This window comes from Endozoicomonas acroporae, assembly GCF_002864045.1.
In the GTDB taxonomy this organism is placed as follows: domain Bacteria; phylum Pseudomonadota; class Gammaproteobacteria; order Pseudomonadales; family Endozoicomonadaceae; genus Endozoicomonas; species Endozoicomonas acroporae.
In genome coordinates, this window is sequence record NZ_PJPV01000030.1 from 1 (window position 1) to 12,017 (window position 12,017).

Consider the following 12,017-nt stretch of genomic DNA (forward strand, 5'->3'; position numbering starts at 1 on the left):
TTCATAACATCAAAAGATAGCCAGGATTTCAGGGTTAGAGATAGAGATTTTTCTCCAGCGAAAGTAGCTGAAGATTTTCTTTTTCTGTGAATATTATGAGTCCGTTTACGAACCTGCTATGGATATTGTCGTGTAATCGTCGGGAATTGCTGCATATCATCCTCTCTCAAAACAAATCCAGAATTGATTCATTAAACACAGCCCCGCAGGTGTGCGGTAAGTTTTCAAAGCTTTCCTTATAGACTTTCTTGTACTGGGTGTCGTACATGGCATGGCCTTCGGCAAAACCTTTTTCACTTAGCGTGTACCGGTTTTTACGTTTGGTCAGGTAGCCTTCTCTGAGCAGAATCTGACTGACCTGCATAAAGTTAAGGTCGGCCATGACACCGATTTCACGGGTAGAGAAATAACCATCCAGACCATATAGGCCTTTGGTGTAGGGTTTGTGTTTACGCCCCGACTTGATGGTTCTTGATTTACGCTGTGGCTTTGGTTCAGACGCAGTGGCTTCCTGCACTTCGTCAAAGGGTGTCGTCAGTTCATCCAGCACTGTCTTGTACCATTTAACTTGTTTAACGGGTGTGCCATCGCCATGATGCTTGCCCACGTCCAGCACTTCACAGAACGGTTTACCCTGCTCTGTTGGGTTCCAGGTTTTGTCGTGTCTGACCTGGAATCCGGCCTGCATCAGTCGCTGGTTGATTTTACGACCGCTGATGACCGAATCGAGCATTGCGCCGAGCTGGGTCGGGGTGAAGGTCATTTCCTGAACGGAAGCAGAGAGAGCTTTCTGGCCCATGGCTTCCAGTGGTGAGAAACCGATCTGGCTTTTCAGCATCCGGTCAGCGGATAGCAATTTTTGATTGCCGGTAAAACCCAGGGCTTCTGCCAGGGCAATGGCGCTTCGGGTGGAGGCGATGTTTTTCTCAAGCTGGAGATGTGGGTCAACAGGCAATGGTGGTTCTTTGAGTTGAACCATAGGAGTTGCTTTACCGGATTCCAGATCATGCCAGCGTTCAATAACCGCTGCCCGTCGTTTCACGTCATAGCCGGTAATCAGGACTTCGCATTCAAACCTTGGCAAGTTGTATTGGGTGTATTCCTGACCATTCTGGGGGTTGATATACCCCCTGTGTCAGCACAGGTGACATTATCTGGCATAGTCGTTTTAAACGAGCTGTCCCCCACAAAAAGCACACTAGAAAACAACTTGCTTTCGTCCAGCCCGAGACAGGAGGCTAGAACTTTAGTGTGCTTATAGTTTTGATGGAGCGGGGTCTGCAGCCTGGAAGTGTGTTTAAAAAATCTTCTGGGTCCACTGTTTCTGATGTTCCGAACCAAAAATCCAGCCCTTCATATTTTTGGTTCCGATCACGAAGGTACCGAACGCAGAAACAATAATATTGACAGTGTATTCAGGGCACCCACCCCACTGCAAAAGTCCGCTGATGATTGACCACTGTCTATATTCAGATTGTTTCATGGCTGTATCATTTTCTGATGATCCATCACCTTGCCGCTACAAACTGATTCTGCAAAGGCATTTCAATGAAGGATTCAACCATAGAGAACCAGTCTGACTTGGCGATGCTGCTTGCACTGTTTGATAAAACTCCACCAGGAGGCAGCCCTTTGATTAACTACATACGGATTCACAAGTTCTGCGAATTAACCGGCTGGTCGAGAAGTTGGGTAGACAGAAGAATCAACGGCAAAGAGGGATTGAGGTGGGTAGAAGGACGAGAGTTTTTTCATTTACCCAATGGCCGAATTGTGATCAGCATCAGGGGGTCTATATTCTTACCACCGCTCCAGTCAGCTCAATGATAGGCATTCAGGCTGTTTGTTTCCGGTGAAAATACAGGCCTTAAAGACTACTCTGGTAAGCTGCATACAGGCCAAGATACCCTAATATTCCCACCCCATCGGCCAGAATATCCCCAACACTGAAGCTCCGGTATCCCGTCATCTTCTGGCACAGCTCAATAAATACCCCAAAGGCCAGCAGCCCAACCGGTTTCCACCAGGGCATGCCAGTGGTGGGATAGGCCAGGTCAAACAGGATAAACAGCACCAGAAAGGTGACGGCATGTTTAAACTTGTCATTAACAAAGCCGGTGGGGTCGGCACTGCCAGGGATCACCGCCATAAACAGGGCAAAGGCCAGGGCGGCAAAAAAAGTAAAACGATAGGCCGCAGAAGGGATCTCCTGCAACCTGGTGATCAGGTCATCCATATTAATCCCGATGTGGCCGTTCTCAGGCAGCGTACAATGTCAAGGCAATTAAATCAGCCGGAGCAATCCGGGGTGGGCAAGTGCTAACCATCAGGCTTTATTTTTTCTGACCACATTCAAAGCCCATACATTGCCAAACGTCACTGGCCAGTAAGCCAGCCACCAGAGGGAGCCGTACAGTGCATCTATAGTGAACGGCAGCCCCAGGAATAGCCAGTAAGCTACCCAAAAACTTGGGCGTGTTTCCGGGTGCAACCTGTTATGACACAGATACGCCCCATAGGGAGAAACAACAATCAGGCCGAGCCAACCGAAAAGGCTGTTGCAGGCCATAACGAATCCCCAGCTTAACAGACTCAATACGCCATAAGAAGCAGAGCGTTCATCAGCAGTGGCTGTTTAGTGGGCGTGAGCAAGTGAGTCGATACCATATTGTGATAAAGAGTTTTTATCAATAATGATGAGTGTGATGATTATCTCGTAGCGAGTGATGTACGGTAAATGGGTAACAGGCCATTAATCTGACCCTGTCGCCCATTCAGGACTTTTATTTCTTCAGAAATCAGTATTAAGGCAGCGGATACTGCTTATCCAACTGCTTCGCCCGCCAGGGGTAAAGCTGCGCCAGTCGTGCACTGCTGTCATCCAACCTCTGCTGAACCGGCTCGCTTAACCAGCCGCGATAATAGCGACCAAGAACAGTGGCATTCTCCATTACCTTTTGCTCCCAAGGGCCAAGCTCATCAGCACGAACCAGTGCGGCTTCAAACTCTTTATCGATAAGAGAGTGTTGGGAGCGGGCACTGGCATAATCGCTCCAGCTATAGGGCCAGCCCGGTCTGGCCAGAATGGCTTCTTTCCAGGCCGTTAAATCCACCGGTTCAACAGTCTGGGTTGGGGTTAAACCGTGGCGGAATCCCTGCTCAAGAATCCTGGCCTTTAATACCCGCAATTCCGATGCAAAGGGTGCGTTATCCAGGGCATTGTCGATACCCTTAACGGTCACGTCAAAATCCCTTTGACTAATCTCATAATTGCTATCCGCTTTGGTCTCTGCCTGCCAGAACTCCAGAAAATCCTGAGTCTGGTAACGCCAGATCTCTGAGCGAATCAGATTGAAGGCGGTATTAATGCCACCGCTAATAAAGCAATACCGGGCAAAACCAGCAGCCATCGTTTAAGCATTTGCCATCTCTTTTTTCAAAATTGGTTCTCCCCGCTGCCCATCTCCCATAAAACCATTTTATCTTTTATGGGCGTGAGCAGAAGCGAACAACGAACCGTTCAAAATAAAGCCTCAGCTACTGTTTGAGATAACCGTTCTCAGTTCAACAATCTGCGGCTTTGGTGTTTGATCCAGCACCGGTTTCGGAAACAGACTTGCATAGCTCTCTTTATCCACAGGAGAGCCATTCAGGCGAGGATGAAGTTTAGCCTTACAGGCCTGGCTGTTAACAGGAATTTTCTCTCCAGAAATATCAAGCAACATGCCTTCCAGGCAGTGTGGTGTGGACTGAATAATCGTAATCTCATTCTTCCTGGCTTCTATCTCGTCCTGCGGTTAAAGCGGGATGTCCGAGTCCATCAAAATCACTTTCCGGTCATAGTCGATATGCTTCTTTTTCACAACATATCTAATGATATCCTGGGGTGAACCACCATCAGCAGACTCGACCTTCACCTTTTGACCGGTTTCTCTGTGGTCATACAGCCCCTTCATGTGGTTGATGAAAGCCTGGTCATGGGGCCCTTCACCCAATGGCACTGACTTAAGGGTGAAAGCCTTGTCATACGTGGGCTTTAAGGCACCCGGCGATTGGAACCACAAAGCACACAAATACTAATGACGATGGTTCGTCACCCTCTGGTATGAAAGATTTGCCACGGAGGCACGGAGACACAGAGGTAAAACTTTATCTTGTCTACGTGCCTCTGTGTCTCCGTGACTCTGTGGCTAAAGCTTTCATGACAGAGGGTGACAAACCATCGTCATGAACATTTGTGTGCTTTGTGGTTCAAAACAAAATCACTTAGCCCCACCAAACAGTGAAAAGGTCAGCAGATCCGGATTGGTCAAAGTCAGCTGATCCCGAATCTCTTTCCCATACCACTCATCCAGCACTTCAGCTGCCGCCTTCATAGCAGGCGGTCGTCGTTTGGCATGATGAGCATCCGAAGCGACAAACTGCACCAGCTCATGATCCAGCAACCAGCGAGCCGCAGTCTGTGCATTTTCTCCAAAAAAACCGGGAATACAACCGGCAGTCACCTGAAACAATGCGCCCCGCTCCACCAATGGAAATATGCGTTCCGGATATGCCATCAGCTCCTTGTTCCGTTCCGGATGGGCAATCACCACCCGCACCTGCTGGCGATCCAGCCACTCCAGCATATGTTCAATGCCCACTGGAATATTGCTATGGGGCATTTCCAACAGCAGGCAGTCGTAACCCTCCCATCTACCAATCATCGGGATGCGCTTCTGACGCAGCTGGAACATCAGCTCATCACTGAACCGCACCTCCGCTCCCATGGCCAGCTGCACATTAATGCCTGCCTGATGGACATGGCCAACCAGCACATCAAAGGCAGGGGCAATAGTATTGATATCGTTATCGTAACGACCGGGATGCATATGGGGCGTACAGACCATCCGCTGGATATCATTGGCTTCGGCTATGCGCAGCAGCTCCAGGGATTGCTCCAGGGTATCGGGGCCATCATCAATGGCGGGGATAATATGGTTGTGAATATCAATCATCTTTTCAGCCGTTGTCCATGGTCCGAAAAAGGTAAGAAAAGTAGTTACAGAAATCAGGTCATGGCCTAAATCTTTATCGCCGACCACCAGAACAGACTATAATCAGACCATTAACAGACCTATAGGTAGAACACCATGGAAACTCAAACCCTCAGCTATCTAAAACAAAATGCCGCAAAGCTGGATGTTATGGACGGTCCGCTCCGTATTACCCAACATGGTCGGCCTGTTTACCGTATCTATTCTGAGCAGGAAGCCAGCATGAGAGATGAAGCCATCGCCCTGCTGAAACTGGCCAACCGTGCCGAACGGGATATTCGTGAAAACAATACCCTGACACCGGAAGAAGCCCTTAAGCGCCTGAGCGATAAAGCCTGATGGAAGAGCCCGTTATTGTAGAAATAACAGAAACTGCATTTCAGACATTGCGCCAGCTCAAAGCTTACATGAGTCTGTTTATTTCACCCGACCAGCTCAACCTTCTCATCACCAGCCTGGTTCAGCAGAGCCAACAACTCATCGAAGAGGTACCCTGTCGCCCGGCCTGCCCTGAGTTGTCCCTGATCGGCATACAAGACTATCGCCAACTCAATCTGCTTGAGAATTACAAAGTGCTGTACCGGCTAGACCTGCAATCCAACAAAGCTTTCATCATCGCCTTTATGCGACAAAAGCAAAGCGCACAGAAACTGCTGGTTGATTTAGCCTTGATGCAATAAGAGCCGATGCCCTTAAAAGCTTTTATCTTATCTTTTTCGGGCGGCGGGCGGCGGGAAGCGCCTGCCAGGGTCGGCAAATACCGAGCCAACCACCCCAACGCCATCATGCAGACAAAATAAGCCGCATTCGAAGGAATCTGCAGATTAAAATCCACCGACGAATGAATCATAATCGCCAGAATTCCCATAAACGCCGCAAACCCCATCCCCACCATCAGCATATTTCGTCTCTGGCGCATGGCCTGAATGGACTGCCAGGCGGTAAGCAGCACCATCAGCCCCAAGATGGCATAAGCGGGTGAACCAAACTCCAGTGGGAATTGCAAAAAATCGTTATGGGCCAGATCATAAAAGCCACGCCAGCTACCATCATGATATTGTGGGAGAGTCGTATAGTAAGCGCCTGCGCCAGAACCGGTCAGGGCAAACTGGGGAATAGCGGCCAATGTTTGCGGGTTCACATCATCACGGGTTTCGGTTTGTGTACTGGTTTGTTCCAACCTTTCCACCACCTTTTCCAACCCGAACCACTGGCTAACAATAATGGTATCGATCACAAACAGGCTGACAAAAAGAATCACCACCCCACGAGTAAGTTTTTTACGACAAATCACATACAGCACGCCGGCAATCATCAGGCTGGAGAAAAACGCGGTATTCCCCATACGTGAGCGGCCCATCACCAGCCCGACCACCATAATGGCAATGGCGGTTCGTAAAATAACCTTATTGCTCAACAGGGTTTTCAGGGTCTGGCGCCAGAACTCGTGCCAGTCATGAGCACGCCGTTCATTCAACTGCCCAAGAAGAAGCCCCATACCCACCGCCAGTGTCATCTCCAGACAGCCGGAAAAACTATTACGGTTAACAAACGTACCTGAAGCTACACCCTGGCCGGTCTCTTTCGGTCCAAACAGCAAAACCTCTGCGCCAGACAGAGTACTCAGAGAACCAAACAACGCCTGAAATGTCCCGGAAATCACAAATACCCAGGCAATCACCCGCAGCCGTTTAGGATCACTGACCAGCAGCAGCACCATGGCAAACAGCAGCGCATAGGCCAGCGATAATAGGGCATGAACCTGAGAAGCAAAGGGATCAAGGGAAAGATAAAGAGAACCCGGCACCGGCAGGTTTAATGCGCTGGCTGCTTCTACCTGAACCGACCAGGCCACCGGCGATAACTGCTGCACAAGCGTTGCAGGTAGTGGCAATGACTGAACCCAAACCCAGAAAGCAACCAGCAACAACCCGACAAAAACCGGCATCCCTTTGCGAAAGGCAGAGGTAACCGACAGATGCCCAAAGCCATAACCTGCCAGCCAAAAGGCAGACAGCGCAAAAACACCCGCCTTCAAAATCCCCATGGCCCACTCAGGCTTGCTGCCATAGGGCAGTGGCAGCCAGGTAATCACTAGCAACAGAAAATAAAACAGAAAACGGCTAAAACGGTTATCCAGCGTGGACAAGGCGGTAATCCTTAAACAGATTCAGGCAATCAATAGAGTGGGGAGCGTGGGGATTATACAGAAAACGGTCATGGACGGAGAGGGTTTGTTTTTTGAACCACAAATGTTCATGACGATGGTTTGTCACCCTCTGTCATGAAAGCTTTAGCCACAGAGTCACGGAGACACAGAGGAAAAGCGTTTTTCTGTTCTCCGTGTCTCTGTGCCTCCGTGGCAATTTTCTTTCACGGCAAAGAAAAGAAAAAATCTTATCTTATCTTTTCCTTTGTGCTCTTCGTGTGCTCTGTGGTTCCAATTCAAGACCCGCAACAAGGATGGAGGCCGAAGAGCTGATGAGGAGGGAGTGAGCGGATTCCATCAGGGCCAGAGGGATTGAGACCTCACCCCAAAGGCTGGACTGTTTATTATAAGAATGGGAGCATTACTCTTTAGTCATGATGGAAAACTTTTCCTTGCAATGCGGGGCGGACCATATATGACCCCGGTTTTTTTACTCTTGACTCCAGGGAGGCTCATATGTGTTAAATGCCGATACTGCTAGCTATAAAATCTCGAACTGGGCGCCTTAGACTTATTTTCGTGATACTCAGCAGGGAATTTATCTAATGCATGTTTAATTTTCTTTTGCTCAAAAGGAACAGATACGAAATATGCTCTATTTTTGAGAATTGAGGGTGTTTTATCCGTTGCCTTATTACTTTTATCCAGATTTACGGCAATGATAGGAATGTCCATGCTAATAGCCACTTCGATTTCCCACCGAACGTACTTATATAAGTTTTTTGTGTTTTCACCAACGAGAACAATTGCTTGCTTGGTGTTATGCAATCTCTCTCTAAGCTTTCCTTTAATCGTTTCTTCTGACGAACTCTTCAACAGGTTATTTAAATCATGTGCATTATGAAAATCAAAATCTATATTGTCATTCTCTTTCCAAGCAGTCATCAATCGATACCATTTTATATCTGTATCAGCATCAAAAATCACATATGTTTTGTTTCTATAGCTCATTCGTGTAACTCACCTATATGATTTGGTATTGAATTGGTAATAATAACTGTAAAAAACAAGAAAGTAGTTATTAGCTCACTCATAAAAACTATTCTTATTTTTTGCGTCAACGGAGAGAAGCCACCATAAGTCAGAGTAAATGCGTTTGCCACACTTAGATATATTGCATTTGTTGAATCAATTAAGTCATCTGGCCACTTTATCATGTGGCTATAATGTATCTGAAACAGATATGCGTAGCAAAATATATAAAAAGAAATAGCTAAAATTGCATTCAAAAACTTTCTATTTAATGTATCTCTATCGGTTCTTTTTTGGTACTTACTGCCCCACACGTGGTAGTAAAAGTATGTGAATAAGTTAGTAGCCAAAAAATAGCAAACAACAATTCTGGAAAACAATGAATCTACAGAATAATACCAAAGTAAAAATAGAACAGACCATTTTGAAACCTGGAATATATCAATAGCTATATTGCAGCTTTTGACTATGGCATCTTTCGTTACTATTTCTTCTCTTTGCTTGAAAGATATCTCTGTATATAATTTTGCTATAAACTTAAAAAACTCAACTAGATTGCAGTAGCATAAAAACCTAATTATTGAATCAAATAAAGGGTATATAAACCCATTTGTCATATTATTACCTCTATAGTTAATTTATGGAGCTGGGCATTAAACGTTTATTAGAAAAATGTATTCGCGCATTTGCATCATCCCGGACAAATTCCTTCCCCTTAAAAACCAGCTTTATTTATGCACGATACGATGAAAGAACTGGAATTAAGCATTGCACCATTTTTAATTCGTTAAAATCAGCCAAGCCAGTATTTTTGGTAATGCCATAACCAAAAAAGGAACTCGATTAATCGGCTCCTTTCTTGGTTAAAGAATGCATTGTGAAGGATAACGGATAACCCTGTAGTTACGCCCGAATCAACCCCAACAATTCCGCAGTCTTATCTTCCATCAACGCGATATCTCCACGACTCTCCACATTCAACCGTATCACCGGCTCCGTGTTTGATAGTCGTAAATTAAACCGCCACTGTCCCATATCCAGTGAGATCCCATCGGTATGATCTACTGCTACGGCATCTTTTTCATAAATCGCTAAGATACGCTCAATGGCTTCCTGGGGATTTTCCAAAGTGCTGTTAATTTCACCAGAAGAGGGAAACAAGGCTATTCTCTCCGCCACCAGTTCAGAGAGTGTCTTGTTCTTGTGAGACATCAACTCCGCCACCAATAACCACGGAATCATCCCAGAATCACAATAGGCAAAGTCACGGAAATAATGATGAGCACTCATCTCACCACCATATACAGCATCTTCTTCCCGCATCCGCTCCTTGATAAAAGCATGGCCTGTCTTACAAAGCACCGGAATGCCGCCAGCTGCTGATACCTGATCAATAGTATTCCAGGTCAACCGGGGATCATGAATAATCTTCGCGCCAGGATAATGGGCAAGAAATGCCTCACCCAGTAGCCCGACAATATAATACCCCTCAATAAACTGACCTTTCTCATCAAACAGAAAGCAGCGGTCAAAATCCCCATCCCAGGCAATACCCATATCCGCTTTATGCTCAAGGACCGCGTCCACAGTTGCCTGCCGACAATCGTGTAACAGCGGGTTAGGAATACCATGGGGGAAATTTCCATCCGGCTCATGGTGAATCTTCACAAACTCCACCGGCACACCGGTCGGCCTGTTAATGCTCCCTGCCGAACAGGCACTTCCGCCATCCATGGCGGTCGCCTTAAACCGCTCTTCAATGGCATCAATCACATGCCCGGCAGCACCATTGCCTGCATTCGCTACCAGTTTCAGAGGTTGCAACTCAGCAGGTTTGATATAGCCCAGGATATGCTCCACATAAGGAGCAAGGTTACTGATCTTCCGATAAGAGCCAAAAGGAATATCCGCAGAGCCAACTCTGTCCGGCTGAACAAAAACTTCCTCAGCCAATCGCTGGATCTCCCACAACCCGGTATCGCCAGAAATCGGCTTACTCTCTTCCCGCACCAGCTTCATGCCGTTATAGTCTTTCGGGTTATGGCTGGCGGTCACCATAATGCCCCCATCCGTTTTCAGGTGCGAAGTGGCAAAATAAACCTCTTCAGTGCCACACAGGCCAATATCAATCACATCCACACCACCGGCACGCAACCCATCGCTCAGGGCTTCTTTCAGTTCAGGTGTAGAAAGACGAATATCACCACCCACCACCATGGTTTTGGGTTTCGCACTGGTATTTAAGAACTCCGCCGTCGCCCGGCCAATCCGCCAGGCAATATCTTCATTCAATTCATCGGGCATACGGCCACGAATATCGTAGGCCTTGAAACAGGAGAGTCGGGGCATTTTTAAACCTTTTTTTGAACCACAGAGGCCACAAAGAGCACAAAGAAAAGAAAAGAAAAGAAAAAGGCTTTTCCTTCGTGTTCTTTGCCGTGAAAATCCCTGAACTCAAGGTGCAAGGAACCGCCCTGTACAGAACAAGGAACTATCGTATTAATAAAAACTCAGGCTTATTGCTGAGCCTGAGCCAGGTAGCCGTAATCGACCAGTTTGTTCAACCAGCGTGACGCATTCTTCCTGACCATCAAACCCTCGTAATCAGTGTCAGGGTCAATATAAGGCTGGCGTCGCTTTAGTAAGGTATAAATTACACGAATGAGCTTGTGAGCTATGGCAACCAGGCTTCGCTTATGCCCCCTGCGAATGACCAGGCTCTGGTACTTGCCCTTGAACTGGCTCTTGGTCTTGATGGCAGCATTAGCCACCTCGCACAAGATCGTTTTGATCATCTTGTTCCCTTTTCGGGTTCGACCACTTTTGCATTTCCCAGCACTCTCGTTGTTGCCCGGACACAGCCCAGCCCATGAAGCGATTTCCTTCATGCCTCCGAACTTGCTCATGTCATCACCGATTTCTGCGATCAGTGTTGCTGCACTCATTTCGCTGACTCCGGGTAGCGTCTGCAGTATCTGCCAGGCTTCTTTCCAGGGCTCAATGCTTTTCAGAATCTGTTTTTCCAGCTTATCTTGCTGCTTGCTCAGAAAATCAATGTGATCCCGAATGTCTGTCAATACGATTCGATGAGAAGGGGAAAGCTCTTCATCCATACTGGCCATCAGCTGTTTTCTGTCGGCCTTCAGTCGACTATCAGCCTTCTTGATAATGTCCTGAAGGGATTCACCATCAATCAGAGCGTTTACCATGCGCTGGCCAGACTTGCCGTTGATATCACTGATCAGGCCACCCAGCCGGATACCGCTGTCGTCCAGAATTTTATGAAGACGATTCTTTTCATTGGCCATTTGCTTGACCAGTGTGTCTCGCCGACGAGTCAGTAAACGTAATTGTTCCTGGTCTGGGTGAGGCACAAAGCTCGGGCGAACCAGGCCGCAATGGGCAAGATGGGCGAGCCACTGACTGTCCAATGTATCCGTTTTGCGGCCGGGTACATTCTTGACGTGCCGGGCATTCACCACCCAAGGGTTCAGTTTGCATCTAATGATAGATGCATAAATGCTTTTCCAGTAGACGCCAGTACTTTCCATGACCACCAGGTCAACCTGATGTTGTTGCAGGAACTGGCACATGAGCTCCCGGTCTTTCCGGAAGGTGCCGAATTCACGGGTTAATGTTTGAATATTGCCTTCTGCCGTTTCTTTACGAATGGCAACCATGACCATCATTTTATGGACATCAATGCCGGCGCAATTGTTCACAATGGTTTGCATCGTCTATGCTCCAAACGTTCACTTCGGCCCGGCAGAGCCTGGCGGACTGGATCGGATCGCCATGAT

Annotated in this window: 14 protein-coding genes; 2 read left to right on the top strand and 12 right to left on the bottom strand. The window is 47.4% G+C overall.

Features of this window, described 5'->3' with window-relative positions:
- Nucleotides 1-166: 166 nt before the first annotated feature.
- Both CX664_RS26945 and CX664_RS27360 read right to left on the bottom strand, forming a co-directional pair.
- Nucleotides 167-1,084, bottom strand: a complete 918-nt coding sequence (locus CX664_RS26945; protein WP_101745742.1) for a hypothetical protein — start codon at nt 1,082-1,084, stop codon at nt 167-169.
- 213 nt (nt 1,085-1,297) lie between these two features.
- Nucleotides 1,298-1,483, bottom strand: coding sequence for a nuclease-related domain-containing protein (locus CX664_RS27360; RefSeq protein ID WP_241693374.1), 186 nt, complete (start codon nt 1,481-1,483; stop codon nt 1,298-1,300).
- Nucleotides 1,484-1,548: 65 nt separating this feature from the next.
- Here CX664_RS27360 and CX664_RS26220 point away from each other — a divergent pair, with 65 nt between their 5' ends.
- Nucleotides 1,549-1,827, top strand: a complete 279-nt coding sequence (locus CX664_RS26220; protein ID WP_101745743.1) for a hypothetical protein — start codon at nt 1,549-1,551, stop codon at nt 1,825-1,827.
- Nucleotides 1,828-1,867: 40 nt separating this feature from the next.
- Here the strand turns inward: CX664_RS26220 and CX664_RS05345 are convergent, their stop codons facing one another.
- The 5 genes from CX664_RS05345 to CX664_RS05370 form a co-directional block, all read right to left on the bottom strand.
- A complete protein-coding gene (locus tag CX664_RS05345; protein ID WP_101745744.1) occupies nt 1,868-2,236 on the bottom strand; it encodes a VanZ family protein in 369 nt (122 codons plus the stop codon).
- Between the two features lie 90 nt (nt 2,237-2,326).
- A complete protein-coding gene (locus tag CX664_RS05350) occupies nt 2,327-2,569 on the bottom strand; it encodes a hypothetical protein (RefSeq protein WP_101745745.1) in 243 nt (80 codons plus the stop codon).
- 235 nt (nt 2,570-2,804) lie between these two features.
- A complete protein-coding gene (locus CX664_RS05355) occupies nt 2,805-3,410 on the bottom strand; it encodes a hypothetical protein (protein WP_101745746.1) in 606 nt (201 codons plus the stop codon).
- 123 nt (nt 3,411-3,533) lie between these two features.
- Complete coding sequence (locus tag CX664_RS26950) at nt 3,534-3,725, bottom strand: hypothetical protein (protein ID WP_101745747.1); 192 nt, start codon at nt 3,723-3,725, stop codon at nt 3,534-3,536.
- Between the two features lie 537 nt (nt 3,726-4,262).
- Complete coding sequence (locus CX664_RS05370; RefSeq protein WP_101745749.1) at nt 4,263-4,997, bottom strand: tyrosine-protein phosphatase; 735 nt, start codon at nt 4,995-4,997, stop codon at nt 4,263-4,265.
- A 135-nt stretch (nt 4,998-5,132) separates the two neighbouring features.
- Between CX664_RS05370 and CX664_RS05375 the strand changes: the two genes are divergently transcribed.
- Entirely contained in the window at nt 5,133-5,375 is a 243-nt protein-coding gene (locus tag CX664_RS05375; protein WP_101745750.1) for a type II toxin-antitoxin system Phd/YefM family antitoxin, read from the top strand.
- A gap of 83 nt (nt 5,376-5,458) precedes the next feature.
- Here the strand turns inward: CX664_RS05375 and CX664_RS27735 are convergent, their stop codons facing one another.
- The 5 genes from CX664_RS27735 to CX664_RS05400 all read right to left on the bottom strand — a co-directional run bounded on the left by CX664_RS27735 (nt 5,459) and on the right by CX664_RS05400 (nt 11,951).
- A complete protein-coding gene (locus CX664_RS27735; RefSeq protein ID WP_276328472.1) occupies nt 5,459-5,584 on the bottom strand; it encodes a hypothetical protein in 126 nt (41 codons plus the stop codon).
- A gap of 17 nt (nt 5,585-5,601) precedes the next feature.
- Nucleotides 5,602-7,185, bottom strand: coding sequence for an O-antigen ligase family protein (locus tag CX664_RS05380; RefSeq protein ID WP_101745751.1), 1,584 nt, complete (start codon nt 7,183-7,185; stop codon nt 5,602-5,604).
- Nucleotides 7,186-7,722: 537 nt separating this feature from the next.
- Nucleotides 7,723-8,196: a TIR domain-containing protein gene (locus tag CX664_RS05385; protein WP_101745752.1), complete on the bottom strand. Its 474-nt coding sequence runs from the start codon at nt 8,194-8,196 to the stop codon at nt 7,723-7,725.
- 924 nt (nt 8,197-9,120) lie between these two features.
- A complete protein-coding gene (locus tag CX664_RS05395; RefSeq protein ID WP_101745754.1) occupies nt 9,121-10,566 on the bottom strand; it encodes a phosphohexomutase domain-containing protein in 1,446 nt (481 codons plus the stop codon).
- A gap of 167 nt (nt 10,567-10,733) precedes the next feature.
- Nucleotides 10,734-11,951 (bottom strand): IS110 family RNA-guided transposase, encoded by a 1,218-nt coding sequence (locus CX664_RS05400; protein WP_101745755.1) that lies wholly within the window; start codon nt 11,949-11,951, stop codon nt 10,734-10,736.
- Nucleotides 11,952-12,017 lie beyond the last annotated feature (66 nt).

Excerpts from the sequence above, each read along its gene's own strand:
- CX664_RS27360 (WP_241693374.1), bottom strand. The coding sequence starts at position 1,483 with ATGAAACAATCTGAATATAGACAGTGGTCAATCATCAGCGGACTTTTG.
- CX664_RS26220 (WP_101745743.1), top strand. The coding sequence starts at position 1,549 with ATGAAGGATTCAACCATAGAGAACCAGTCTGACTTGGCGATGCTGCTT.
- CX664_RS05345 (WP_101745744.1), bottom strand. The coding sequence starts at position 2,236 with ATGGATGACCTGATCACCAGGTTGCAGGAGATCCCTTCTGCGGCCTAT.
- CX664_RS05350 (WP_101745745.1), bottom strand. The coding sequence starts at position 2,569 with ATGGCCTGCAACAGCCTTTTCGGTTGGCTCGGCCTGATTGTTGTTTCT.
- CX664_RS05355 (WP_101745746.1), bottom strand. The coding sequence starts at position 3,410 with ATGGCTGCTGGTTTTGCCCGGTATTGCTTTATTAGCGGTGGCATTAAT.
- CX664_RS26950 (WP_101745747.1), bottom strand. The coding sequence starts at position 3,725 with ATGTTGCTTGATATTTCTGGAGAGAAAATTCCTGTTAACAGCCAGGCC.
- CX664_RS05370 (WP_101745749.1), bottom strand. The coding sequence starts at position 4,997 with ATGATTGATATTCACAACCATATTATCCCCGCCATTGATGATGGCCCC.
- CX664_RS05375 (WP_101745750.1), top strand. The coding sequence starts at position 5,133 with ATGGAAACTCAAACCCTCAGCTATCTAAAACAAAATGCCGCAAAGCTG.
- CX664_RS05385 (WP_101745752.1), bottom strand. The coding sequence starts at position 8,196 with ATGAGCTATAGAAACAAAACATATGTGATTTTTGATGCTGATACAGAT.
- CX664_RS05395 (WP_101745754.1), bottom strand. The coding sequence starts at position 10,566 with ATGCCCCGACTCTCCTGTTTCAAGGCCTACGATATTCGTGGCCGTATG.
- CX664_RS05400 (WP_101745755.1), bottom strand. The coding sequence starts at position 11,951 with ATGCAAACCATTGTGAACAATTGCGCCGGCATTGATGTCCATAAAATG.